Source organism: Variovorax sp. FW305-3-2-15-B-LB1, from assembly GCF_058787635.1.
Genome location: NZ_JBYSZY010000027.1, coordinates 44,199 through 69,965 on the forward strand (window position 1 = coordinate 44,199; position 25,767 = coordinate 69,965).

General features: G+C 70.3%; 19 protein-coding genes. 3 read left to right on the forward strand and 16 right to left on the reverse strand.

What is annotated here, in order from left to right:
• Positions 1–23: 23 nt before the first annotated feature.
• The 4 genes from aliA to badH are packed head-to-tail and all read right to left on the reverse strand — an operon-like array spanning position 24 to position 4,513.
• Entirely contained in the window at positions 24–1,694 is a 1,671-nt protein-coding gene (gene aliA / locus AC3WQR_RS17870; RefSeq protein WP_492743054.1) for a cyclohexanecarboxylate-CoA ligase, read from the reverse strand.
• Positions 1,695–1,744: 50 nt separating this feature from the next.
• Complete coding sequence (gene aliB / locus AC3WQR_RS17875) at positions 1,745–2,896, reverse strand: cyclohexanecarboxyl-CoA dehydrogenase (RefSeq protein WP_095746838.1); 1,152 nt, start codon at positions 2,894–2,896, stop codon at positions 1,745–1,747.
• 20 nt (positions 2,897–2,916) lie between these two features.
• Positions 2,917–3,708 carry a 2-ketocyclohexanecarboxyl-CoA hydrolase gene (gene badI, locus AC3WQR_RS17880; RefSeq protein WP_095947987.1) on the reverse strand — a complete coding sequence of 264 codons (792 nt, stop codon included), beginning with the start codon at positions 3,706–3,708 and terminating at the stop codon, positions 2,917–2,919.
• 37 nt (positions 3,709–3,745) lie between these two features.
• On the reverse strand, positions 3,746–4,513 hold the full coding sequence (badH, locus tag AC3WQR_RS17885; protein WP_056577609.1) for a 2-hydroxycyclohexanecarboxyl-CoA dehydrogenase: 768 nt from the start codon (positions 4,511–4,513) through the stop codon (positions 3,746–3,748).
• Between the two features lie 134 nt (positions 4,514–4,647).
• Between badH and AC3WQR_RS17890 the strand changes: the two genes are divergently transcribed.
• Entirely contained in the window at positions 4,648–5,157 is a 510-nt protein-coding gene (locus tag AC3WQR_RS17890; RefSeq protein WP_487850230.1) for a MarR family winged helix-turn-helix transcriptional regulator, read from the forward strand.
• A gap of 21 nt (positions 5,158–5,178) precedes the next feature.
• On the opposite strand, the gene AC3WQR_RS17895 is transcribed toward AC3WQR_RS17890, so the two are convergent.
• Complete coding sequence (locus AC3WQR_RS17895; RefSeq protein WP_492743056.1) at positions 5,179–6,336, reverse strand: acyl-CoA dehydrogenase family protein; 1,158 nt, start codon at positions 6,334–6,336, stop codon at positions 5,179–5,181.
• Positions 6,337–6,503: 167 nt separating this feature from the next.
• On the opposite strand from AC3WQR_RS17895, the gene AC3WQR_RS17900 reads away from it, so the two are divergent.
• Positions 6,504–7,301, forward strand: coding sequence for an enoyl-CoA hydratase (locus AC3WQR_RS17900; protein WP_492743057.1), 798 nt, complete (start codon positions 6,504–6,506; stop codon positions 7,299–7,301).
• A gap of 21 nt (positions 7,302–7,322) precedes the next feature.
• On the opposite strand, the gene AC3WQR_RS17905 is transcribed toward AC3WQR_RS17900, so the two are convergent.
• From AC3WQR_RS17905 to AC3WQR_RS17930, 6 genes are all read right to left on the reverse strand, one after another.
• Complete coding sequence (locus AC3WQR_RS17905) at positions 7,323–8,105, reverse strand: SDR family NAD(P)-dependent oxidoreductase (protein ID WP_062478161.1); 783 nt, start codon at positions 8,103–8,105, stop codon at positions 7,323–7,325.
• A 59-nt stretch (positions 8,106–8,164) separates the two neighbouring features.
• Positions 8,165–10,315, reverse strand: a complete 2,151-nt coding sequence (fadB, locus tag AC3WQR_RS17910) for a fatty acid oxidation complex subunit alpha FadB (protein WP_492743058.1) — start codon at positions 10,313–10,315, stop codon at positions 8,165–8,167.
• Between the two features lie 89 nt (positions 10,316–10,404).
• The gene (locus AC3WQR_RS17915) at positions 10,405–10,821 is read right to left on the reverse strand and encodes an EthD domain-containing protein (RefSeq protein WP_487850234.1); all 417 of its coding nucleotides are present in this window, start codon (positions 10,819–10,821) and stop codon (positions 10,405–10,407) included.
• Complete coding sequence (locus tag AC3WQR_RS17920) at positions 10,818–11,645, reverse strand: acyl-CoA thioesterase (protein WP_492743059.1); 828 nt, start codon at positions 11,643–11,645, stop codon at positions 10,818–10,820. Before AC3WQR_RS17920 ends, AC3WQR_RS17915 begins: the two co-directional genes overlap by 4 nt.
• Positions 11,642–13,054 (reverse strand): enoyl-CoA hydratase-related protein, encoded by a 1,413-nt coding sequence (locus AC3WQR_RS17925; RefSeq protein WP_492743060.1) that lies wholly within the window; start codon positions 13,052–13,054, stop codon positions 11,642–11,644. The genes AC3WQR_RS17920 and AC3WQR_RS17925 overlap by 4 nt, the downstream gene beginning before the upstream one ends.
• A gap of 29 nt (positions 13,055–13,083) precedes the next feature.
• The gene (locus tag AC3WQR_RS17930; protein ID WP_095947978.1) at positions 13,084–14,292 is read right to left on the reverse strand and encodes an acetyl-CoA C-acetyltransferase; all 1,209 of its coding nucleotides are present in this window, start codon (positions 14,290–14,292) and stop codon (positions 13,084–13,086) included.
• 138 nt (positions 14,293–14,430) lie between these two features.
• Between AC3WQR_RS17930 and AC3WQR_RS17935 the strand changes: the two genes are divergently transcribed.
• Entirely contained in the window at positions 14,431–17,169 is a 2,739-nt protein-coding gene (locus AC3WQR_RS17935) for a winged helix-turn-helix domain-containing protein (RefSeq protein WP_492743061.1), read from the forward strand.
• A gap of 58 nt (positions 17,170–17,227) precedes the next feature.
• On the opposite strand, the gene AC3WQR_RS17940 is transcribed toward AC3WQR_RS17935, so the two are convergent.
• The 5 genes from AC3WQR_RS17940 to AC3WQR_RS17960 all read right to left on the reverse strand — a co-directional run bounded on the left by AC3WQR_RS17940 (position 17,228) and on the right by AC3WQR_RS17960 (position 25,746).
• Positions 17,228–21,061: an autotransporter domain-containing protein gene (locus tag AC3WQR_RS17940; protein ID WP_492743062.1), complete on the reverse strand. Its 3,834-nt coding sequence runs from the start codon at positions 21,059–21,061 to the stop codon at positions 17,228–17,230.
• Between the two features lie 203 nt (positions 21,062–21,264).
• A complete protein-coding gene (locus AC3WQR_RS17945; protein ID WP_095746851.1) occupies positions 21,265–22,158 on the reverse strand; it encodes an SDR family oxidoreductase in 894 nt (297 codons plus the stop codon).
• Between the two features lie 41 nt (positions 22,159–22,199).
• Entirely contained in the window at positions 22,200–22,991 is a 792-nt protein-coding gene (locus AC3WQR_RS17950; protein WP_492743063.1) for an enoyl-CoA hydratase/isomerase family protein, read from the reverse strand.
• 5 nt (positions 22,992–22,996) lie between these two features.
• Positions 22,997–24,148, reverse strand: coding sequence for an acyl-CoA dehydrogenase family protein (locus tag AC3WQR_RS17955; protein WP_307638055.1), 1,152 nt, complete (start codon positions 24,146–24,148; stop codon positions 22,997–22,999).
• A gap of 38 nt (positions 24,149–24,186) precedes the next feature.
• A complete protein-coding gene (locus AC3WQR_RS17960) occupies positions 24,187–25,746 on the reverse strand; it encodes a long-chain-fatty-acid--CoA ligase (protein ID WP_492743064.1) in 1,560 nt (519 codons plus the stop codon).
• Between the last annotated feature and the right edge of the window lie 21 nt (positions 25,747–25,767).

The window sequence follows — 25,767 nt, forward strand, 5'->3', positions numbered from 1 at the left end:
GTCGAAAGGATCGGCAGGTGCGCTCAGGCGGCCGGGGCGCCCGATTCGTCCGCGCGCAGCAGGTCGCGCAGCTTGAATTTCTGGATCTTTCCGGAGGGCGTGGACGGCATCGTCTCGCGCACCACGAGGCGCTCCGGGATGTACTGCAGCGCCACCTTCTCGGCCTTGAGGAAGGCAACGATCGACGGCAGGTCGATCTGCCGCCCCGGCCTGGGCACCACCACCGCGCAGGCGCGCTCGCCCAGGCGCTCGTCGGGGTAGGCGACCACGGCGGCCATGGCCACGTCGGGGTGGCGGTACAGCAGCGACTCGATCTCGACCACGGGGATGTTCTCGCCGCCGCGGATGATCACGTCCTTGGTGCGCCCGGCAATGCGCACGTAGCCGCGCTCGTCGATGCGCGCGAGGTCGCCGGTGTCGAACCAGTCGGCCGCATCGGTGCCGTTGAGCTGCGGGCGTTTCAGGTAGCCGCCGAAGTTGGAGCAGGCGCGCAGCAGCAGCTTGCCGACCTCGCCCGCCGGCAGCGCGAGGCCGTCGACGTCGACCACCTTGAGCTCCACGCCGGGCAGCGGGCAGCCGTCGGTGTGGATGGAACGCTCGTCGTCGTCGTCCAGCCGCGTGAGCGTGACGGCGCCGTTCTCCGTCATGCCCCAGGCCGACACGATCTTGGCGCCCAGCGCCTGGCGCGCCTGCTCGACCAGCGCGCCCGGAATGGGCGCACCGGCGCACAGAAAGGCGCGCAGCGTGGGCACCGCCGTGCCCGACTCGGCCACGGTCTTCGACAGATCGGAGAGAAAGGGCGTGGACGCCATGGTGAAGCTCACGCCCTCGGCGTTGATCGACGCGATGGCCTGCTTCGGCTCCCAGATGTCCTGCAGCACGACCGAGGCCTGCAGCACGATGGGCATCATGAGCCCGTACATGAAGCCGGTCTGGTGTGCCATGGGCGAGGCCATGAGCACCACGTCGGCGGCGCCCAGGCCGAGCCGCTGCGCGTAGGGCACGATGTTGGCCATGGTGGTGTTGGCCGAGTGCATCACGCCCTTGGGCTCGCCGGTGGTGCCCGAGGTGTAGATGAGCTGGGTCACGTCGTCGGGGCCGGGCCGGTGCTGCTGCAGGATCTGCGCGGCGTCGGGCTCCTGTTCCCATGCGGGGCCGGCCAGCAGTGCCTCGAAGCTGTTGGCGCCGCTGCCGCCGACCACCACCACCTGCGCCAGGTCGGGCAGGCCGGCCTGCAGGCCCGTGGCCATCTGTTCGAAGTCGAAGCCCCGGAAGCGCGCCGGCACGACCAGCACCTTGGCCGCGCCGTGCCGCAGCATGAACGACAGCTCGCGCTCGCGGAAGATGTGCATCAGCGGGTTCATCACCGCGCCGATGCGCGAGCAGGCCAGGTAGGTCAGCGTGAACTCCCACCAGTTGGGCAGCTGGCAGGCCACCACGTCGTTGCGCCCCACGCCCAGCCGCGCCAGCCCGACGGCGATGCGGTCGGCCATGCGGCCCAGCTCGCGGTACGTGAAGCGCACGGTGGCGGCATCGCCCTCCCCGTCCTTCACGCGCACCGCGGTGAGCGCCACCTTGTCGGGGCTGGCGGCAATGCAGGCATCGAGCGCATCGTTGATGGTGCGGTCGTGCCACAGGCCCTGGGCTACCATGCGCGCGCGGCGCGGGGGCAGCAGTACGGCGTCGAATTCCATGATGTCTTGTCTCCTCTTGTTGTGCGAACCGGAAAACCAGGAACCGCCGTCTACGCCGGCACCGCCGAGCGCCCGGCGCGCGTGCGGGCGACGATGGTCTTCATGATCTGGGCCGTGCCGTCGCCGATCTGGAAGCCCAGCACGTCGCGCAGGCGCTGCTCCATCGGCCCGCGGTCGTAGCCGCCGTGGCCGAACATCAGCAGGCACTGGTGGATGGCGTCGTAGGCCAGCTTGGGGCCCCACCACTTGCACATGGCGGCCTCGGCGGTGTGCGGCGCGCCCTTGTCCTTGAGCCACAAGGTCTGCAGGCACAGCAGGCGCGCGGCCTCGATCTGCGTGTCGAAGTCGGCCAGCGGATGCGACACGCCCTGGAACGCCGACAGCGGCTTGCCGAAGGCCTCGCGCTGCGCGACGTACTCCCAGGTTTCTTCCAACGCCACGCGCGCCACGGCCAGCACCTGCAGCCCGATGAGCGCGCGCGAGAAGTCGAAGCCCTGCATGACCTGCACGAAGCCCTTGTTCTCCTCGCCCAGCCGGTGGTCGACGGGCACGCGCACGTTCTCGAAGAACAGCGAGCCGCGTCCGATGGCACGCTGGCCGTGGCAGTCGAAGCGGTTGCGCGTGACACCGGGCAGGTCCATCGGCACCAGCAGCGCGGTCACGCCGTGGGCGGCCGATTCGATGCTGCCAGTGCGCCCGAACACCACGGCCGCGTCGGCCTGGTCGGCGGCCGAGATGGAGGTCTTCTCGCCGTTGAGCACGTAGTGATCGCCCACGCGCTCCACGCGCAGGCGCAGGTTGGCGGCGTCGGAGCCGCCGCGCGGCTCGGTGAGCGCAATGGCGAACAGCGCCTCGCCCTGCGTGAGCTTGGCCAGCCACGGCGCCACCACCTCGGGCCGGCCGTGCTCGCACAGGATCTGCCCGTTGAGCGAGGCCAGCAGGTTGATGTAGCTCAGGCTCAGGTCGGCGCGGGCGATCTCTTCGTGGATCACGCCGGCGGCCAGGCAGCCCAGGCCCTGGCCGCCGTGGGCCTCGGGCAGCTCGGGCGCGATGAAGCCCATCTCGCCCATCTCGCGCATCAGCGCGCGGTCGAGCACGCGCGTGGCGTCGCGCTCCAGGAAGCCGGGCGCCACGCGCCCGGTGGCGAAGCGGCGCGCATGCTCGGCCAGCGTCGCCAGGTCGTCGTCGATGTACGGGTTCATCGCGGTGTGTCCGGGTGCGGCTACTTGGCGTACTTGCGGAACTCGGGCTTGCGCCGTTCCTGCAGGGCCGCGACGCCCTCGCGCGACTCTTCGGTGTCGTAGTACAGCTTGAGCGCGTACATGCCCAGGCCCGCGATGCCGGCCTGGTGCGCGGTGTCGGCGTTGAAGCTGCGCTTGGCGATGGCCAGCGCGGTGGGGCTGCGCTCGCAGATTTCCTCGGCCCACTTCTGCACCTCGGCATCGAGCTGCTCGTGCGGCACCACGGCATTGGCCAGGCCCATGGCCACGGCCTCGGCGCCGCTGTAGCGGCGGTTCAGGTACCAGATCTCGCGCGCCTTCTTCTCGCCGACCACGCGGGCCAGGAAGGCGGTGCCGTAGCCCGGATCGACCGAGCCCATCTTCGGGCCCACCTGGCCGAACACGGCCTTCTCGGAGGCGATGGTCAGGTCGCAGATGGTGCACAGCACGTTGCCGCCGCCGATGGCAAAGCCCTGCACGCGCGCGATGACGGGCTTGGGCACGTTGCGGATGGCGTCGTGCAGCTCTTCCATCGGCAGGCCGATGGTGCCGCGCCCGTCGTAGTTGCCGTTGTGGGCCGACTGGTCGCCACCGGTGCAGAAGGCCTTCTCGCCGGCGCCGGCCAGCACGATGGCGCCCACGCCGCGGTCGTAGCCCGCGCGGTTGAGCGCGCGGATGATCTCGTCGCAGGTCTGGCCGCGGAAGGCGTTCATCTTCTCGGGGCGGTTGATGGTGATCCACGCCACGCCGTTGCGCACGTCGTAGAGGATGTCTTCGAAGTCGGGGGATGCCATGGGGGTCTCCTGAAAGGTGTCGGGTGTGTGTGGGGGGTCAGCCGTTCATCGTCAGGCCGCCCGAGACGCTGAGCACCTGCCCGGTCACGAAGGCCGCGTCGTCGCTGGCGAAGAAAAGAATGGCGCCCGGCAGGTCGTTCGGCTGGCCGATGCGGCCCAGCGGAATGGAGCGCGTGAAGGCCTCCATGAGCTTCTCTGGGTTGCCCGCGCCTTCCTTGTATTCGGCGAACAGCGCGGTGTCGGTGGGGCCGGGGCACACCACGTTCACGGTGATGCCGTGGCGCGCGTGCTCGCGGGCGATGGTCTTGGAGAACGCCACCAGCCCGCCCTTGCAGGCCGCGTACACCGCCTCGCCCGAGGAGCCCACGCGCGCCGCGTCGGAGGCGATGTTGACGATGCGCCCCGCCTTGCGCGCGGCCATGCCGGGCAGCACGGCGTGGTGCATGTGCAGCGCGCCGGTGAGGTTGATGGCGATGAGCTTGTCCCACTGCGCGGGCTCGGTCTTGGTGAAGGGCTTGAACACGTCCCAGCCGGCGTTGTTGACCAGCACGTCGACCGGGCCGAAGCGCTCCACCACGGCGGCCACGGCCGCGTCGACGCCGGGGCGGTCGGTGATGTCGCAGCGGAAGGCCTGGGCCTGGCCGCCGTCGGCGCGGATCTGCGCGGCCACCGCTTCGGCGGCCTCGAGGTTCATGTCGAACACCGCCACGCGGGCGCCGTCCTGGGCGAAACGGCGGCTGGTGGCGCCGCCGATGCCGCCACCGCCGCCGGTGACGATCACTGTCTTGTCCTGAAATCGCTGCATCTGGTTCTCCTGGGGTGCGAGGGCTTGCTATATCGTTGGGCCGTTGGGCGCCACTTTTGAGACATTTACGTAAATATGTTGACGTATTATGGGATGCTGCCGTGGCGTCGCGCAAGCCTTTCCGAAAGAAAAACATGCAAAACACTAGTGAAAACACCGACGCGGCGCGCATGGCGCTGGCCAACCGGGTGTTCTTCCGCCTCTATCAATGCGCAAACATGTTGCATAAAACCGGCAGCCGCGCGGTCGAGGCCGAGGGCCTGACGACGCAGCAATGGGCCGTGCTCGGCGCGCTGTCGCGCGACGAGGCCGAGGGGGGAATGAGCGTGGGGGACCTGGCGCGCTACCTGAAGGTCAGCCGCCAGAACCTGTCGGGCCTGGTCAGCCGCATGGAGCGCGACGGGCACGTGACGACCGCGCCCGACAGCCGCGACCGGCGGTCACGGCTGGTCACGATGACCGGGTCGGGGCAACACGTGTGGAAGGTGGAAGCGCAGCCGAAGATCTACGCCTACTACGAGCAGGTGCTGGACGGGTTCTCGGTGAACGACGTCACGCACACCCTGCACTACCTGCTGAAGCTGCTCGACAACATGCAGCGGGTGGACGATGCGCAGGGGGGAGCGGAAGAGCCGGCGGAATGACGCCGGCCCCCGCGGCCTGAATCAGGCCTTGGCCAAACGCTTCGCCATGCTCCAGCGGTGCACCTCCGACGGGCCGTCGTAGATCCGGAAGGCCCGCATGTCGCGGAAGATGCGCGCGGCCACGGTCTCGTCCGATACGCCGCTCGCGCCCAGGATCTGCACCGAGCGGTCGACCACGCGCCACTCGGCCTCCGAGCACAGCACCTTGGCCACGCTCGACTCGTGGCGGCCCTTGCCGCCCTGGTCGAGCACCCACGCGCAATGCCAGATGGTCAGGCGCGAGACGTGCAGGTCCATCTCGTTGTCGGCCAGCATGAAGCCCACGCCCTCGTGCTCCACCAGCGCATGGCCGAAGGCCTGGCGGCGGCGGGCGTAGTCGGCGGCGAGTTCGTGCACGCGGCGCGCGGCGCCGAGCCAGCGCATGCAGTGCGTGAGGCGCGCGGGCGCCAGCCGCACCTGCGCGTAGCGAAAGCCTTCGCCGATGGCGCCCAGCACGTCGGTGGCCGGCACGCGCAGGCCGTCGAAGCGCACCACGCCGTGGCCACCGGTGAAGCAGCTGTCGAGCGCGTCGATCTGCCGCTCGATGACGATCTCGGGCTGGTTCATGTCGGCCAGGAACATGGTCGACGACCCGTCTTCCATGCGCGCCATGATGATCGCGAAGCCCGCGCCGGTGGCGCCGGTGATGAACCACTTGCGCCCGGTGATCACGTAGTGGTCGCCGTCGCGCACGGCCACGGTCTGCATCATCGACGGGTCGGAGCCGGCGCCGGGCGGCGGTTCGGTCATGCAGAAGCACGAGCGCACGTGGCCGTCGATGAGCGGCTGCAGCCAGCGCGCCTTCTGCGCCGGCGTGGCCACCACCTCCATCAGATGCACGTTGCCTTCGTCGGGCGCGTGGATGTTGAGCGCCACCGGGCCGAGCGGCGAGTAGCCCGCCTCCTCGAACACGATGGCCTTGTCGATGTGCGACAGGCCCAGCCCGCCGTGTTCCTTCGACGCATGCGGCGTGAGCAGGCCGGCGCGGCGTGCGCGCGCCACCAGCTCGTCGCGCAGCGCCTCGGCGGGGCCGTGCGAATCCTGCCGGGGGTCGGATTCGAGCGGAATCACCTCCTCGGCGATGAAGCGGCGCGTTCGTTCCTGCAGGTCGAGCTGGGCCGGGGTGAGGCTGAAGTCCATGGTGGGACGCTCCTTCTTTCTCTCAGTGGATTCAAGGACGGATTGAAGACAATGCGGCGCATGGTGCCGACGCGGGCGCGGGTTTCGAGTCGTGAGCGGGACAAGCCCGCCGGATTCGTCCGTTCCGACGATGCCGCAGCCCGGCCTGCGCCCAACACTGACACGCCATGAACACACCTGCAACCGACAACCACGCCAACGACAACGTCCTCCTGCTCACCCGCCCGCAGGACGGCTGCGCCTGCCTCACGCTGAACCGCCCGCAGGCCATGAACGCCCTGTCGCTCGCGCTGCGGCGCGCGCTGGTGCGCACGCTCGACACGCTCGCGCAGGACGACAGCGTGCGCGTGCTCGTCCTGACCGGCGCGGGCCGCGCCTTCTGCGCCGGCCTGGACCTGCGCGAGATCGACCCCGGCGCCATCACCGGCGACGCCGGCACCGACGTGGCCACCGCGCTCGCGAACTTTCCACGCCCGGTGATCGGCGCCGTGAACGGCGCGGCCATCACGGGCGGCCTCGAGGTGGCGCTGGCCTGCGACCTGTTGATCGCGTCGAGCGAGGCGCGCTTTGCCGACACCCACGCGCGCATCGGCGTGATCCCGGGCTGGGGGCTGTCGCAGCGGCTGTCACGCCTCATCGGCATCGCGCGGGCCAAGGAGATGGCCTTCAGCGGCAACTTCGTCGGCGCCGAACAGGCCGAGCGCTGGGGGCTGGTCAACCGCGTGACGACGCCCGAGCAGCTGATGCCCGAGGCGCTGGCGTTGGCCGCCGACATCGCGAGCGCGCTGCCCGAGATGTTGCCGGTCTACAAGCGCCTGATCGACGACGGCCATGCACGCAGCTTCGCCGAAGGCATGGCGCTGGAGCAGGCCGCCACGCGCGAGTGGGCTGCGTCGCTCACGCCCGAGGTGCTGCGCGCGCGGCGCGAGGCGGTGCAGGCGCGCGGGCGGGCGCAGAAGGGCTGACGACAGCCCTTCGCCCCGGCCTCAGCGCGGCGCCATCCGGATCGCGCCGTCCAGCCGCACGCTCTCGCCGTTGAAGTAGCCGTTGGTGATCATCAGCTCGGCCAGCGTCGCGTACTCGGCAGGGTTGCCCAGGCGCTTGGGGAAAGGCACCGAGGCGGCCAGTGCGGCCTTCACGTTGTCGGGCGCGCCCTGCAGCAGCGGCGTGTTGAAGATGCCCGGCAGGATGGTGTTCACGCGGATGCCCTCGCCCATGAGGTCGCGCGCGATGGGCAGCGTCATGCCGACCACGCCGGCCTTCGAGGCGGTGTAGGCGGCCTGGCCCATCTGGCCGTCTTGCGCCGCGACCGAGGCGGTGTTGACGATGGCGCCGCGCTCGCCATCTTCCAGCGCATCGAGCGTGAGCATGCCGGCTGCCGACTTGGCGATGCAGCGGAAGGTGCCCACGAGGTTGATCTGGATGATGCGGTCGAAGTTGGCGAGCGGAAAGTGCTTGATCTCGCCCGAGGCCTTGTCGCGGCTCGCGGTCTTCACCGCGTTGCCGGTGCCGGCGCAGTTGACCAGCACGCGCTCCTGGCCGTGCGCGGCGCGCGCCTTGGCAAAGGCCGCGTCGACCTGCTCTTCCGACGTGACATCGACCTTGCAGAACACGCCGCCCAGCTCCTTGGCCAGGGCCTCGCCCTGCTCCACGTTGAGGTCGAACAGCGCGACCTTCACGCCGTGGCTGGCCAGGCGGCGCGCGGTGGCGGCCCCGAGGCCCGAGGCGCCGCCCGTGACGACGGCGGCAATGCTGGAATCGAGTTGCATCTCTTGTTGTCCTTGGATAGAGAGAGAAAGGAAGAAAGAAAACCGAAAACGCCTGCCGTTCAGACCGGGTAGTAGCGCAGCTTTCGCGCCGCCATCTCGCGCATGCGCGCCGTGGGCACATACGGCGCGCCGAGCGCCGCATGCTTGTCGCACAACGCGACCACGCGGTCCAGCCCCAGCCAGTCGGCGTACTTGAGCGCGCCGCCCGCGTAGGCCGGAAAGCCCACGCCGAGCAGCAGCGCCATGTCGAGCTCGGCCGGCGTGGCGACCACGCCGTCTTCGAGCGCGTGCGCGGCCTCGACGACCATCGGCAGCATCATGCGTTCGACGATCTCCATGTCCGCGAAGTCGCGCCGCCCTTGCGGCTGCAGCGTGGCGACCAGCGCATGCGCCTCGGGCGCGGCCGACTTGCGCGGGCGGCCCGTGGGGTCGTTCTCGTAGCGGTAGAAGCCCGCGCCGTTCTTCTGGCCGTAGCGCTTGTTCGCCACCATGAGCTTCACGGCGTTGCGTTCGAGGGCCGGCATGCGCTGCGGGTAGCCCGCGGCGATCACATCGCCCACGTGCGCGCCCACGTCCATGCCCACCACGTCCTGCAGGTAGGCCGGGCCCATGGGCCAGCCGAAGGCTTCCATCGCGCGGTCGACAGCCTCGAAGTCGGCGCCATCGGCCACCAGCTGCACGAAGGCGTTGATGTACGGCGTGAGGATGCGATTGACCAGGAAGCCCGGGCAGTCCTTCACCACGATGGGCGTCTTGCCCATGGCCACGGCATAGCCCACGGCGGTGGACACGGCGGCATTGCTGGTCTTCGCGCCCTGGATCACTTCCACCAGCTGCATCACCGGCACGGGGTTGAAGAAGTGCATGCCGACAAAGTCCTCGGGCCGCGCAAGCGGCTGGGCGATGTCGTCGATGCGCAGGCTCGAGGTGTTCGAGGCGATCACGGTGCCGGGCTTCACGCTGCGCTCCAGCGCGGCCAGCACCTTGCGCTTGACCTCGAGGTTCTCGACCACGGCCTCGACCACGCAGTCCACGCTGTCGAAGCCGGCCTCGTCGAGCTGCGGCACGATCGACGCTTGAATGGCGTCGGCCTTGGCCTGCGCGAGCCGGCCGTTCTTCACCTGCTTGGCGAGCTGCTTGCCGGCCTCGGCCATGCCCAGGTCGAGCTGCGGCTGCGCGATGTCCTTCATGCGCACCGGCGTGCCGCGCAATGCGCTGGTGTAGGCGATGCCACCACCCATGATGCCGGCGCCGAGCACGGCCGCCTGCTTCACCGGACGGCCTTCGCGCGCGTGGCGCTTGTAGAGCTTCTTGAGCGCCTGGTCGTTGAGGAAGGCCTGCACCAACGAAGCCGCGGCCTGCGTCTTCGCGACGCGGCCGAAGGCGGCCGACTCGAGGTCGAGCGCGCCCGCGCGGTCGCGGCCTGCGGCCTCGGCCATCATTTCGAGCGCGATGATTGCTGCGGGCTGGTGCTTGCCGCTGCGCGCCACCACCTGCGTGCGCGCGGTCTCGACCAGCGCGCCCGCCTCTTGCTTCGACAGCGCCAGCGGCGCGCGCTTGCGTTGCTGCGCCGCTCGCCAGTCGATCTCGCCGCGCACCGCACGTTGCAGCAGCGCGAGCGCACGGTCGCGCAAAGCATCGGGCGTCGCGACCTCGTCGGTCACGCCCGCGGCCAGCGCGGCCGGCGCCTTGGCCGGCTTGCCGCTCGCCACCCAGTCGATGGCCGTGGCCAGGCCTGCGAGACGCGACAGCCGCACCGTGCCGCCGAAGCCGGGGAACAGGCCCAGCTTCACCTCGGGCACGCCGACCTGGGCCGTGTCGGCCATCACGCGCAGCGGCGCGAGCATCGCCAGCTCCAGCCCGCCGCCGAGCGCGAAGCCGTTGATGGCGACCACGCTGGGCACCTTCAGGTCCTCGAAGGCGTTGAACAGTTCGTTGCTGGCGCGCACGCCGCGCGCGATGTCGGCCTCGGCCTGCTGGAAGGTGGCGCCGAACTCGGTGATGTCGGCGCCGACGATGAACACGTCTTTCGCGCTTGTCACCAGCACGCCGCGCACATCCGGCGAGGCCGCGATGCGCTCGGTGGCCTGGCGGAACTCGTCGACGGTGCGTGCGTCGAGCTTGTTGATGGCCTCGCCGCGCCGGTCGAAGCGCAGCTCCACCAGACCGTCCTGCAGCGGCAGGACTTCGATACTTTCGCCTTGGAACAAAGGGGGTCTCCTCGCGGCCGGCGACGCGCCAGCCTGTGGGAAAAAGTTTAGGGACGCGCCCTGCGCGCAGGCATCGTCCGAAGCGACGATTACAGGCGGCCGCGCGCCTGCAGGTAGTCGCGCACCGCCTCGGCGGCGGGGTCGCCGACCACGGCGAACTCGTCGGTGAAGAAGATCGGCGAGGCGGCCAGGTCGATGAAGCGGCGCTCGTCCGCGAGCAGCTCGGCGCTCGCGCGGCGGGCTTCTTCGCGCCGCGCACCGGTGCGCGCCTCGAGGCTGTCCCACCACAGCTCGGCCACGCCGTCGAAGGGCGCGGGGCTCCCGCGCGGCACGGCCAGCGGCTGCACCAGCGCATCGTCGAGCGTGTGCGACTGCACGTAGCGGCGCAGGCCCAGCACCTCGGCGCGCTCGGCGACGAGCGGTGCGTGCACGTTGCGCCAGTGGTGCTGGAACTGCGCGCGGTCCAGGTGCGGCAAGCGCCGCAGGCAGAAGACGAGCTTGATCATCGGCGCACCCGGATCAGGCCTTCCTGCGCGACCGAGGCCACAAGCCGGCCGGCGCGGTCGAACAGCGCACCGCGGCAAAAGCCCCGCGCGTGCTCGGCCGAGGGCGAGTCGGCGTCGTACAGCAGCCAGTCGTCGCAGCGGAAATCGCGGTGGAACCACATCGCGTGGTCCAGGCTCACGCCCTGCACACCGGGTTGTTGAAACGCCAGGCCGTGCGGCTGCATCGCCACACCCATGAAGCTGTAGTCGGAGGCATAGGCCAGCATCGCCTGGTGCAGCAGCGGGTCGTCGGGCAACGCGTCGGCGGTGCGCAGCCAGAGCTGGCTGCGCGGCGGGCGCGGGCCGGCCGTGACCGGGTCGCGCGGATCGACGTAGCGGAACTCGATCGGCCCCTCGACGCGCACGCGCGGGCCGGCGCGCGGCGTGAGTTCTTCCGGTGGCGGCGCCTCGGGCATCGCGCACTGGTGCGACACGCCCTCCTCGCGCCGGTGGAACGAAGCCGACATGTGGAAGATCGGCTCGCCATGCTGGATGGCGACCACGCGCCGCGTGGTGAAGCTCGCGCCGTCGCGGATGCGGTCCACGTCGTAGACGATGGGCGCGGCCTTGTCGCCCGCGCGCAGGAAGTAGCCGTGCAGCGAATGCGCCGCATGCCCGTCGACCGTGCGGGCCGCCGCCATCAGCGCCTGCCCGAGCACCTGGCCGCCGAAGACGGCGGGCGCGCCGATGTCGGTGCTGGTGCCGCGAAACAGGTTCTTCTCGAGCTGTTCGAGCTGCAGCTGCGCGACCAGCGACTGCAGCGCTTGCGCGCGGCCTGGGCTCACGCGGCGTGCTCCGCGGGATAGAACGGCGTGTTCGATTGCGCGCGTTGGCGCAACGCAGCCGTGGGCTTGAAGCGCTCGCCGTGGCGCTGCGCGAGTGCATCGCAGCGCGCGACGAAAGCTGGGAGACCGACGGTCTCGATGTACGAGAGCGTGCCGCCGGTCCAGTCCGGGTAGCCCAGCGCGAGCACGGCGCCGAGGTCGGCCTCGACCGGCTGCTTCAGCACGCCTTCTTCGAGGCAGCGTGCCGCTTCGAGCGCGAGCAGCGACAGCAGGCGTTCGCCGACGGCGCGTGCGTCGGGCTGCGATGCAGCGGCTTGTTCCGCCGTTGCATCGGCGGTCAACGGACTCTCGCCCAACCCGGCCTGCCGCGCGGCGTTCGCGATGAGCGCGGGCGACACGCCCTCGTTCAACAGCGCCGCGCCTTCACTGCGGTACAGCTGCCGCAGCCGTTCGGCATACGCAGCATTGACCGTACTCAAGTCACCCTTGCGCCGCAGCGCCGCGCCCCGGTTCACGAACAGCGTGCGCATCAGGTTGCGCGCCACCGGGCCGGCCAACAAGGGGCCGAAGTACTGCGCCTCGACCGCCAGGCCCGCGTCCATCGGCAGCTGCGTGCCTTCGTACACGGCCGACAGGATGGCCAGCGGCGCCGGCAGCTGGTCGTGCGTGTCGCGCCGCACCTGCGCCAGCGTGGTGCCGAAGCTCGCGCCCGCGTGCGGTGCCAGCGCGCCCGCGCCGCCCGGCACCTGGAAGCCCTTCACGTCCCACGGCTGCTGGCCGGCGTCGGGGTGGTCGAGCACCCAGCGACGGGCCACGGCCACGAGCTGGTCGGCCGGCGCGAGCGCATCGACCATGCCCAGCGCCAGCGCCTCGGCCGGCGCCACATGCCGGCCCGACAGCAGCAGCGGCAGCGCGCGCGCAATGCCGATGAGGCGTGGCAGTCGCTGCGTGCCGCCGCCCACCGGCAGCAGGCCGACCGTGACCTCGGGCAGCCCGACCACCGCGCGCGCTTCGTCGAGCAGCACGCGGTGATGGCAGGCCAGCGCCAGTTCGAACCCGCCGCCCAGCGCCACGCCATTGATGGCCGCCGCCACGGGCTTGCCGCAGCGCTCCAGTTCGCGCAGCGCGCGCCCGCCGGGTGCGATCGCCTCGATGGCCTCGGCCGCGCCGCCGCCCGTGGCGTGAAAGCCCACGAGGTCCTTCAGGTCGGCCCCGGCCATGAAGCCGCTGGCCTTGCCCGAAGTAATGACCGCGCCGCGCACGTCGGCGCGCTGCGCGATCTGCGCCACGGCCTCGCGCAGTTCGGCCGTGAAGCCGGGCGTGAACACGTTCATGGGCCGCTCGGGCACGTCGAGGGTGAGGAGCGCGACGCCGTCGGCATCGACCTCGAATCGGATGTGGGAAGGCATAGGAAAAAAGGAAAGAGAAGACGTGCTGCTCAGACGCGCTCGATCACCAGCGCGGTCGACTGCCCCGCCGCGGCGCACAGCGTGACCAGGCCCAGGCGGGCGTCGCGCCGCTCCAGCTCGTCGAGCAGCGTGCCCGTGAGGATCGCGCCGGTCGCGCCCAGCGGGTGGCCCAGCGCGATGGCGCCGCCGTTCACGTTGATGCGCGCGGGGTCGATGTCGAAGTGGCGCGCATAGCGCATCGGCACCACCGAGAAGGCCTCGTTCACTTCGAACAGGTCGATGTCGCCGATGGCCAGGCCGCAGCGCGCCAGCAGGCGCTCGGTGGCCGGCATCGGGCCGCCCAGGCTCAGCAGCGGCTCGTCGGCGCACGACGCGCTGCCGACGATGCGCGCGCGCGGCTTCAGGCCGTTGCGCGTGCCGTAGTCGCGGTTGCCCAGCAGCACCGCGCAGGCGCCGTCGACGATGCCGCTCGAGTTGCCGCCCGTGTGGATCGGCGCGATGTGCGAGAGCTGCGGATAGCGCTGCAGCAGGATGGCTTCGTAGCCCTGCGCGGCCACGCCCGCGAAGGCGGGCTTGAGCTTGGCCAGGTCGGCCATCGTGGTGCCGGGGCGGTTGGCCTCGTCTTTCGCGAGCACGGTGCGGCCGAGCCGGTCGCGCACGGGCACGAGCGAGCGGTCGAAGCGGCCCTCGGCCTGCGCCACGGCCGCGCGGCGCTGGCTTTCCACGGCGTAGGCATCGACCGCCTCGCGGTCCACGCCGTCGAGCATGGCCATGAGGTCGGCCGCCACGCCGTTGGGGATGTAGGGGTAGCGCTGGCCCACGGCGGGGTCGGTGTAGACCGCGCCGCCGTCGCTGCCGATGGTCACGCGCGACATCGACTCCACGCCGCCGCCGATCACCGCGTCGGCCTGGCCCGAGGCCACGAGGCCGAAGCCCATCTTCAGCGTGTCGAGCGCCGAGGTGCAGAAGCGGTTGAGCTGGAAGCCGACCACGCTGTCGCCGTAGCCCGCCGACAGCAGCGCGACGCGCGCGATGTCGGCGCCCTGCTCGCCCACCGGCATCACCACGCCCAGGCCCACGTCCTCGATCTGCGCGGGGTCGAGCGCATGGCGTTCGCGCAGCGCCTGCAGCACCTGCGTGGCCAGCTGCACCGGCGTGATGGGGTGCAGTGCGCCGTCGGCGCGGCCCTTTCCGCGCGGCGTGCGCACGTGGTCGTAGATGAAAACGTCGTCGGTCATGGGCAGGGCGCCGCCCGGGTGCGCAAGGCCACCGGATGCAGGGGAATTCAGTTTGTCTGCGGCCAGTTTAGGAAGCAGAATCGGTTGCCGGAATCGTCGGAAGCGACGGAATTTCCAGGCACTCACTCCCCCTTCGCGATGCCTGCTCCAGCCCCCGTTCCCCCTTCCTCGCTCCGGATTCTCGAGACCAAGCTGAACCCGCCCGCCTTCGTGGCCACGCAGGTGCCGCGCACCGCCATCAGCGAAGAGATCGCCGCCGCCACCGTCAAGCTCGTGCTGGTGCGCGCGCCCGCCGGCTTCGGCAAGACCACCGCCATGGCGCAGATCCGCGAGCGCATGGACGCGCAGGGCATCGCCACCGCCTGGCTCACGCTCGACCGCGCCGACAACGACGTGTCGCGCTTTCTCAACTGCCTGGCCGAGGCCGTGCAGCGCATCGGCGTGGACGAGCCCGCAAGCCACGCGCCCTTCGACGCCGTGGCCGCGCTGGCCGCGCACGACTCGCCCTTCACGCTGTTCCTCGATGACTTCGAGGTGGTGCAGGAACCCGCCGTGCTCGGCCTCGTGCGCGAGCTGGTCGAACACCTGCCGCGGCGCGGCCAGATCGTGATCGGCTCGCGCAGCCTGCCCGACCTCGGGCTGGGCCGGCTGCGCGCGCGCGGCCAGCTCATCGAGATCGACACCGACCGCCTGCGCTTCTCGCTGGAAGAAACCAGCGCCTTCATCGGCCTGCGCCAGGCGCATGCGCCGCACGCCGCCGCGCAGCCGCCGCAGGCGCTGCCGGCCGACCTGCTCTCGCAGCTGCACCGCAAGACCGAAGGCTGGGTGGCGGCCATCTGGCTGGCGTCGATGGCGCTGGAGCGGCACGGCATCGAGACCGGCTTCATCGAGCGCTTCTCGGGCTCCGACCGCGCCGTGGCCGACTACCTGGCCGAAGACGTGCTCGCGCACCAGCCGCCCGAGATCCACGACTTTCTGCTGCGCACGAGCATCCTGCGCCAGCTCGACGCCTCGGTGTGCCAGGCGCTCAACCCGCGCGGCGACAGCGCCGTCATCCTGGAGCAACTGGCCGCCGCCAACCTGTTCCTCACGCCCGTGAGCAGCGATGCCGGCGGCGAGGTGCGCGCGTGGCGCTACCACAGCCTCTTTGCCGATTTCCTGCGTGCGCAGCTGGCGCGCGAGCGGCCCGGCGAACTCGCGCGGCTGCACCTCGCGGCTTCGGGCTGGTACGAGTCGCACGGCCGGCCCGTGCCCGCCATCGACCACGCCATCGAAGGCGGCGACCACCCGCACGCGCTCACGCTGCTCGACAGCTACGCCGAGCAGTTCCTCGAGCAGGGCCGCATGCGCATGCTGGCGCGCTGGTTCTCGGCGATTCCCGAACATCAGCTGCGCGAGCATCCGTTTTTGCAGCTCATCGCGCTGTGGGCCACCTGCTTCACGCACGGCCCGTGGGACGCCATGCGGCTGCTCGAACAGTCGGGCTGCCTCGACAGCCCCATCCCCGAGGTGCGCGCCAACGCCCACACGCTCATTCCGCTGCTGCTGGCCATGGAAGACCAGCACGATGCCGCGTATGAGGCCGGCCGCGAAAGCCTCGCGCGCCTGCCCACCGGGCTGGCCTTTGCCGAGGGCGTGCTGCTCAACGCGATGGCGCACATCCTCGCCGTGCGCGGCGACCAGCGCGAGGCGCAGCGCCTGCTCGAGGCCGCGCGGCGCGAACAGGGCAACAGCACCTTCAACCGCATGTACACCGAGTCGCTGGCAGGCCTGTTCGACCTCACCGAAGGCCGGCTGCGCCAGGCCACCGCGCGGCTGCGCATGGCGGTCGACTCCACGCATGCCGTGTCGTACAACCACAGCCACGGCAATGCCTGGGCCGGCGTGCTGTACGCCGGCGCCGTGTACGAGACCAACCAGCTGGTGCAGGCCGAGCACCTGCTGAACGTGTACCTGCCGCTGGCGCGCGACGTGGGCCTGCCCGACCACATGATCCTGAGCCACGTCATGCGCTCGCGCATCGCCTTCCACGCGGGCGACATCGACGCCGCGTTCCAGGCGCTCACCGAACTCGAGTACCTGGGCCATCACCGCCAACTGCCGCGCGTGGTCGCGGGCGCCAAGCTGGAGCGCGCCCACATGCTGCTGTTGCAGGGCAACGGCCCCGCCTCGCGCGACGAGCTGCAGCGCGCCGACGACCCCGAGCTGTGGGAGCGCGAGCGCCGCCAACGCCTGCCCGCGCACGACCTCGACTACCTCGCGCTCGCGCGGGCGCGCTGGGACATCGCCTTCGGCGACGCGCGCGCGGCCCTCACCGTGCTCGACGCCGAGCTGCACGCCGCCGTGGCCGCCAACCGCAACCGCCGCGCGCTCAAGCTGCGCGTGCTGCGCGCGCTGGCGCTGCAGCGCGCGGGCGACCTCGCCACCGCCATCGAAGAAATCGGCGCCGTGCTGCAGGCCGCGAGCCAGGAAGGCTTCGTGCGGCTGATCCTCGACGAGGGCCCGGCCGTGGGCACGCTGGTGCACCGCTATGCCGCCGCCATGCAGCAGGAGGCCGGTGCCGTGGCGCCCGTGCTGCGCAGCGACCCGATCCTGGCCGACTACCTGCAACGGCTGCTGCAGGTGCTGGGCCCGCCGCCCTCACCGATCGACGCCGAGGCGCCCTCTGGCGACGCCACCAAGGAGCCGCTCACGCGCAAGGAGATCCGCGTGCTGCAGCTGCTGGCCGAGGGCTACTCGAACAACGCCATGGGCGAGAAGCTGTTCGTGTCAGAAAGTACGGTGCGCACGCACCTGCGCAACATCCACATGAAGCTGGGTGCGAAGCGACGCACGGAGGCGGTGGCGATTGCGCGCAAGCTCGGCGTGATCCGCTAACCAAAAAAAGGGCCCGCCCGCCGACACATGGCAGACGGGCCCCAACCCTCGCCTTTCGTCAGAACGACACGTTCAGATTCGCCTTCACCGACTGGTCGCGCGCCTTGCCGCCGAACTGCCCGCCATACGACACGCCGAAGGTCGCGCGCGGCGAGAACGCGAAGTCCAGACCGAGCTGCAGCACCGCCGCGTTCTTCGCCACCGCGACGCCCGCAATGTCAGAGAAGCCCGTGGCGCCCGGCAGCGCGACGCTGGCGAACGGCGTCAGGTCGCCGTAGGCGCGGCGCCAGCCGACCATGCCCTTGAGCGTGGCGTCGACGCTGCCCAGGCGCACCGCGGTCGATGCGCGCAGGCCCAGCGTCGACAGCCCGACGTTCGCACTGCCGCTGCGCGCCTGCAGCGCCGCCCACGTGCCGCGCTCCGAGAACGCGTCGGTGTGCAGCGTGACGTGTGCCAGGTTCGCGAAGGGCTCCAGTGCCACGTCGCCGGCCGCCAGGCTGTAGCCCACTTCGCCGAAGACCTGCGTGGTCGATGCGTCGTGGTTGCTCTTGAGCGAATCCGCCAGGCCTGCGACGCGCGCCTGGCGCGTGGTGTCCACGTCGTGCCGCGCATAAGCTGCGCCGGCGCGCAGGGCCCACGGGCCGAGCGTGGTGCCGCCATACAGGCCCAGGTGGTAGCTGGTGGCATCGCCCGAGGACGAACGCGCGTCCACGTCGACCTTGCTGCGGCTGTAGCCGCCGGTCACGCCCAGGCGCACGTTGTCGCCCACGCGGGTGTCGCCGCCCATCAGCAGGCCGTCGACCGAACGATCGAGTCGTGCGGCGTTGCCGTCGCCGCGCGCACGGCCGGTCGAGTGCAGGGCCTGGCTCCAGAAGACGGCCTCGCCCGTGGTCGGTGCGGCCATGTGCGACTGGCCGGCGCGGTCGTTGATCTTGACCGGCGCCGTGGACGCGCCCGCCGTGCCGGCCGAGGCGCGCAGGCGCTCCAGCGCCGCCTCGCGCACGAAGCGGCTGTCCTCGATGAGCGCGGTCTTCGCGGAGGCATGCACTTCGCCCGACAGGCTGTCGAAGGCCGCGCGCGCGGCCGGCACGCTCTCCAGCTGCAATGCGGCGGCCAGCGCCGGGCTCCATGCGGCCGCGCCATCGAGGTTCGCCCCCATCGCGCGCTGGTTGCCCGACTGCGCGACCGACGCGAACGACACGCTGTTGCGCATGGCTTCGGTGTAGACCTGCGTCGCGGTATAGCCCAGCTTCGGCGAGAGAAAGAGGTAGTCCTTGGCCACGCTGAAGTCGGCGAAGGTGCCGCTCACGCCGCCCTCGGCGTTCAGCAGCGTGTAGCGCGCACCGAGAACGTAGCCGCCGAGCACGCGCACCGTGCCGCCATCGAGCGTGGCGTGGCCGCTGACATCGAGCCGGTCGGCCTGCGCATCGGTGCCGCTCAGTTCGGCCTCGAAGGTCGCACCCGGCGCGAAGCGTGCATTGCCGGCCACGTGCAGCGTGCCGATGGAGTTGCCCGGCGCCACGACACCGCCGGTGGCGACGGTCGTGCTGCCGACCGTGCCGGTGCCCTGCAAACGCCCGCCCGACAACACGGCCATCGTGCCGCCCAGCGTGCCGTTGACCGACAGCATGCCCTGCGCCACCGAGGTCTTGCCGGTGAAGGCGCCCGAGTCGCCAGTGAGCTCGAAGCTGCCCGCGCCCGCCTTCACGAGGCCGCCGCTGCCGCTGAAGCGGCCCGCGAACTGCGTCGAACGGTCGTTGCCGCCGGTGGTCAGCGTGCCGGTGCCCACGGCCACATCGCCCGCGCCGGCCAGCGAGCCGATGGTCGCGTCGAAGCCGTTGAGGTCGAGCCTGGCCTTGCCGGCCACCGTGAACGCACTGGCGTTCGACAGGCTGGTGGCCGAGCCCGCGCGCAGCGTGCCGCCCTGGACCCAGGTCGCGCCGCTGTAGCTGTTGGCGCCGCTCAAGGTGGTGACGCCTTCGCCGGTCGTGCCGCCCGTGGTGCGCAGGTCGCCCGCGCCGGTGATGTTGTAGGTGAAGTCGTAGGCATCGCTTCGGTCGATGGCGAAGCTGGCGCCCGCGTCGATGGCCACATGGCTGGTGATGGAACCGGTGGTGCCGCCCTCGCCCAGCGCGAGCTCGCCGGCCTGGACGTGCGTGTCGCCCGAGTAGGTGTTGGTGCCCGTGAGCACCAGCCGCCCGGCGCCGGCCTTCACGAGGCTGCCGCGGTAGTCTTCGTCGGTCTTGCTGCGCAGGTGGGTCAGGCGGTCCCAGTCGACGTTGACCGTCCTCGCCTTGTCCTCGACAGCCGTCATGATTTCCTCCACCGGGATGCTCAAGGCCAACGGAAGATCGCCCCACTGGGGACTTCCCGGCCCAAAGAGATTGCGCATTAGTTCGAACACCTCGGCGCTGGATTTCGCAAGCGCATTCGCCTTCGCGGCCGCCAGGGCATCAGCGTAGTCACCGCCGGAAAGCATGGCGGCGCGCAATGCATTGAGTAATGCAATGGCCTCCTCGCCCAGAGGTTTGAAGGAGTCCAGGGCCACCGGCCCCTTCACGAGCGCACCCAGGCGCACGATCTCGGCGGCTTCTTCCTGCTTGCGCTGGATCAGCCCCGTTTCCGAGATGTCGTTGCGCCATGTGTCGGAGGTACCCCCGGGCATGTCGATGACCGTGCGCTTGAGCAGCTGGCCCGGCCCCTTCATGGCGTTCTCGAGGTTGACGAGGCCCCAGCCGATCACCGCGTCGGGCGCCGCCTGGCGCGAGCCGTCGAGCTTGGTGGCCGTGGTGAGCAGCACCTGCAGCGCCTGCTCGTTGGTCATGTACGGAAAGCGCTCCATGATGATGCCCAGGGCTCCGGTGGCATGCGGCGCCGCCATCGAGGTGCCGCTGTAGGCCGCATAGGCCCCGTCGAACACCGTGCTCATGATGTTGGCACCCGGGGTGGCCACGCACCAGTACTTGGCGATGCCGCATTTGTTCAGGCTGCCGCGCTGCTGGTAGCTCTTTCCGTCTGTCTGTATGCCCGTCACCGTCAACCAGTGCCCCTCCACGTCGGGCCTGAAATACGGCAGCGCCCCGCGCGCCGCCGGATTGGCCTGCCCCTGGTTGTCGGCGGCGAACACCTGGATGACCCCTTCCTTGCCATCGGCCTGGGGCTTCGTGGCGTCGATCGCGGCATCGACCCAGGACGGCCCGCGCAGGTACTGCAGGTAGTCGGCGGTGACCGCATTCTGTGTGCTGAAATTCCGATTGCTCGGATTACCCCAGCTGTTGTTGATGACCCGCACGCCCGCGTCGCGCATGCCCTGGTAGAGGTTGCGGAAGTTCTCGGTCGTGGCGAGGGGGTAGCTGTCCGGACTCAACCCGGCACTCGAACTCAGCGCATCGGGCGCATTGGTGTTGCCCACGACCACGTCGGCATTGAATGCCACGCCGTGCATGTTGTTCTTGATGTCCTGCCCGTCCCGGCTGGCGCCCACGGTGCCGGCCACGTGGGTGCCATGAAAACCGTTGCCCACGTTGTTGCTGTTGAGCACGGTTCCATCCGCCGCGAACTGGCTGTACGCCCCGTTGGACGTCGCCGTCACCAGCGCCGTGAAGCGCGTGAGCGGCAGCTCGCGCGTGTGGCGCACATCGAACCCCGAGTCGATCACGCCCAGCTTCACGCCCTTGCCCGTGAACCCCGCCGCGTAGGCGTACTCGGTCTTCATCGCTCCGAGCCCCCAGTCGGCCAGGAACTCCTTCGTGCGCCAGCTGGCCGGGTCGCCGATCATGCCGGGGTCGCCCGGATAGGCCTGTGCGCCGGCCGCGGTGGCCAGCATCGAACCCAGCACGCACACGGCGGCGCGGGCCACGGCCCTGCGCTTGAACTTCGGTGATCTCGTCATGACGGAACGAACCCTCTCTGTCTTGGTATGGAATGAAAAGACCGTCGCCCTGCCAGTGAAGCCACGTCGTGAAGACGTCGCGCACGGGCCGGTTAACGGTCGTTAAATTCTGGAAAGAGGGGTCGTTCTTTGTGATCTCGTCGGTGCTTGTTCCGATACTTTGGAATCCTGACGCTGGAGTTTTTCCCTAGGTTGCGGCGCTTTCAGGCCGCCAGCCGCTGCCGCTTGTCCTGCGCGTCGCGCCCCGCGATGTGTTCGCGCGCGCGTTTCCAGTCCTCGTCCTGCCACTGCGACATGCGCGAGAAATTCCCGCCCGTGGCCTGGAACTGCGCGCCGTCGATGGCGATGGTCTGGCCGTTGACGTACTCCGAGCCCGGGCCGAGCAGGTAGGCCGCGAGGTTGGCCAGCTCGGGCATGCGGCCGTTGCGCTCCATCGGGTTGCGCTCGGCCTTGTGCTCGCCGCCGCCGGGGTTCAGGCGCGCGCTCATGCCCTCGGTGGGAAACAGGCCCGGCGCGATGGCGTTGAAGCGGATGCCGCGGCCCGCCCACTCGACGGCGAGCGACTGCGTCATGGCATGCAGCCCGGCCTTCGACATGGCCGAGGGCACGGTGAAGGGCGAGCCGTTCCACACCCAGGTGGTGAGGATCGACAGCACCGACGCGGCCTTGCCTTCGGCCAGCCAGCGCTTGCCGCATTCGAGCGTCATGCAGAAGCTGCCGCGAAAGACGATGCTCGAGATGGCATCGAAGGCGCGCGGCGACAGGTCTTCGGTGCGGCTCACGAAGTTGCCCGCGGCGTTGTTGACGAGGCCGTCGAGCGCTCCGCCGTCGGCCCAGATTTCATCGAGCATCTCGGTGATCTGCGTGTCGTGGCGGATGTCGCAGGTCTTGGGCGTCACGCGCCCGCCGTGCAGGTGCATCAGCTCGGCCGCGGTTTCTTCGAGCACGGGCGCGCGGCGCCCGCAGATGTAGACGTGGGCGCCGAGCAGCAGCAGCGCCTCGCTCATCACGCGGCCCAGGCCGCTGCCGCCGCCAGTCACGAGGTAGCGGCGGCCGGCCAGCAGGCCGGGCTTGAACATCAGGTCGTCGAGGGTCATGAAAATCCTTGTGTGCGGTCCGTTGAAATTCGGGATGAAGCTCAGCGCCCCGTGTAGACGGGCGCGCGCTTCTCGAGGAAGGCGGTCATGCCTTCGCGGAAATCGCGGGTCTGGGTGCACAGCACCTGGTTGCGGTCTTCCATGGCGATGACCGCTTCCATGCTGCCGGCATCCACGGCAAGTCCGAGCGCCTCCTTGGTCAGGCGCAGCGCCACGGGCGTCGCGTTGAGCATGTCGTCGGCCAGCGCCTGCGCCTCGGCCTGCAGCGCGGGCAGCGCATCGACGCGGCTCACGAGGCCCAGTGCGTAGGCGCGCTGCGCGTCCATGAAGCGGCCGGTGAGCATGTACTCGGCCGCGACCGAGCTGCCGACCATGCGCGGCAAAAAGTAGCTCACGCCCACGTCGCAGGCCGACAGGCCGATGCGGATGAAGGCGGCGTTCATGCGCGCGTCGGGCGTGGCCAGGCGCACGTCGGAGGCCAGCGCGAGCGCGAACCCGCCGCCGCTGGCCGCGCCCTGCACCACGCTGACGATGGGCTGCGGGCAGCGGCGCATGGCGAGCATGATGTCGCGGATGCCCTTCTGCTGTTCGAGCATGTCGGCCACGCCGAGGTCTTCGCCGCCCACCTGTTCCTTCAGGTCGAGCCCGGCGCAGAAGGCGCGGCCCGCGCCCTGCAGCACGACCACGCGCTCGGGGCTGCGCGCGCTGAGGTCCTCGAAGTACTCGCGCAGCGCGCGCACCAGCACCGGGTCGAGCGCGTTCAGGCGCTCGGGGCGGTTCAGCGTGAGCCAGGCGACCTCACCGCGCCGCTCGATCTGCAGCACCTCGCTCATGGCCGTCACAGCGCGCGCGAGATCACTTCTTTCATGATCTCGTTGGTGCCGCCGTAGATGCGCTGCACGCGCCCGTCGGCGTACATGCGCGCGACCATGTACTCGGTCATGAAGCCGTAGCCACCGAACAGCTGCAGGCACTCGTCGACCACGCGGCCCTGCGTCTCGGAGGCCCAGAGCTTGGCCATGGAGGCGGTGGCGGTGTCGAGCTTTCCGGCCACGAGGTCTTCCACGCAGCGGTCGATGAAGGCGCGGCCGACCTTGATCTGCGTGGCGATCTCGGCCAGCTTGAACTTGGTGTTCTGGAACTCGGCGATCGGCTTGCCGAAGGCCTTGCGGTCGCGCACGTAGTCGAGCGTGGCCTGGTAGGCGCCTTCCATGGTGGCCAGCGCGTTCACGCCGATGATGGTTCGCTCGTACGGCAGGTCGCTCATGAGCTGGAAGAAGCCCTGCCCTTCCTGGCCGCCGAGCAGCGCGTCGGCCGGCACGTGCACGTCGTCGAAGAAGAGCTCGGAGGTGTCCTGTGCCTTCATGCCGATCTTGTCGAGCACGCGGCCCACGCGGTAGCCCTCGCAGCCCTCGGTCTCGACGATGAGGATCGAGGTGCCCTTGGCGCCCTGCGTCGGATCGGTCTTGGCCACGACCAGCACCACGCCCGCGAGAAAGCCGTTGGTGATGAAGGTCTTGGAGCCGCGGATGCGGTAGCTGCCGTCGGGCTGCTTCTCCGCGCGCGTGCGCACGCCCTGCAGGTCGGAGCCGGCGCCGGGCTCGGTCATGGCGATGGCGCCGACCAGCTCGCCGCGCGCCATGCGCGGCAGGTAGCGTTGCTTCTGTTCCTCGGTGCCGTGGTTCAGGAAGTAGTGCGCCACGATGGTGTGCACCGAGCTGGCCATGCCGCTGAGCGCGCGGCGCGCCTTCTCTTCGTAGAACACGGCCTCGTGGCGGAAGTCGCCGCCCGCGCCGCCGTAGGCCTCGGGGATGTCGGAGCACAGCAGGCCGAGCGCGCCGGCCTTGCGCCAGACCTCGTGGCCAACGTGGCCGCGCTTGCGCGCTTCTTCGTCGTGCGGCACGACTTCGGTCTCGACGAAGCGCACGACGTTGTCGCGGTACAGCTCCAGTTCTTCGTCGCTCCACGAGCGGCGGAAATCGATGGGCATGGGGTGTCCTTCAGTGTCTTGGAATGAGGGGAATGGGGTCAGCCGACGCGACGCTCTTTGCCCGCCCAGAAGGGTTCGCGCAATTGGAATTTCTGCAGCTTTCCGGCGGCCGACAGCGGCAGCGCATCGCGGAATTCCACGCTGCGCGGGCACTTGTAGTTGGCGATCTGGTCGCGGCAATGGGCGATGACGTCGTCGGCCGTGAGCGGCATGCCCTCGCGCAGCACGATCACCGCATGCACGCGCTCGCCCCACCTGTCGTCGGGCACGCCGATGACGGCGGACATCAGCACCTGCGGCATCTGGGCGATGGCGTTCTCGACCTCGGCCGAGTACACGTTCTCGCCGCCGCTCACGATCATGTCCTTCATGCGGTCGACCACGAACAGCAGGCCGTGCTCGTCCATGTAGCCGCCGTCGCCGGTGTGCATCCAGCCACCGCGCAGCGCGGCCTCGGTCTCGGCGGGCTTGTTCCAGTAGCCCTTCATGACCATCGGGCCGCGCGCGACGATCTCGCCGACCTGGCCCGGAGGCACCTCGTTGTCCTCGCCGTCGACGATGCGGATCTCGGCCACGGGCACCGGCGTGCCGGCCGCGCGCAGCAAGCGGTTGCGGTCGGGGCCGGGCAGGTGGAAGTGCGGCATCAGCACGGCCACGGTGGGCGACAACTCGGTCATGCCGTAGGCCTGCGAAAAACTCGTGGCGGGCAGCGCGGCCATGGCCTGCTCGAGCAGCGCCACGTCGATGGGCGCGGCGCCGTACAGCAGCATCTGCAGGCTCGACAGGTCGAACTCGGCAAAGCGCGGGTGCTCGATCACGCGCTTGATCATGGTGGGCACCAGGAACATCTCGGTGGCGCGCGCGGCCTGGATGGCCTGCAGGATCGCCACCTCGTCGAACATCGGCACCACGTGCTGCGGCACCAGCCGCAGGATGCTCTGCAGCGACAGCCCGCAGCCGGCCACGTGGAACATGGGCACGGCGATGACCACGGCGGCGTTGCGCGTCTCGCGCGGCACCGCGGCCACCGAGCTCAGCGCGTTGATGTAGAGGCTGCCGTGCGTGAGCATCACGCCCTTGGGCCGGCCGGTGGTGCCGCCGGTGTACATGATGGCAGCGAGTTCGTCGGCGCTGTGCGGGGCGTCGTCGATGGGCACGGCCTCGGCCAGCAGCGCCTCGTAGCCGACCATGCCCTCGGGCACGGGGCCGTCGCCGCAGTACACCACGGTGCGCAGCGACGTCGAGAGCTTGCGCAGCTCGCCGGCCATGGGCGCGAACAGGTCGTCCACCAGCAGGATGCGCGTGTCGCAGTCGTCCAACGAGTAGGCGACCTCCTTCGGGTTCCAGCGGATGTTCACCGGGTTGATGACGCCGCCGCCCCACCAGGTGCCGAAGAAGAACTCGACGAAGCGGTGCGAGTTGAGGCTCATCATGCCGACGCGGTCGCCGCGCGCCATGCCGAGCTGCTGCAGCACGGCGCCCAGGCGCGCCACGCGGTCGGTGAGGGTCGCGAAGTCCAGGCGGTGGTTGCCGCAGACCACGGCGGTCTCGCGGGCCTTCTCGCGGCGGCCCTTGTGCAGGGGCTGGGTGAGGAACATGGTGTCGTCTCCTTGGTGGTT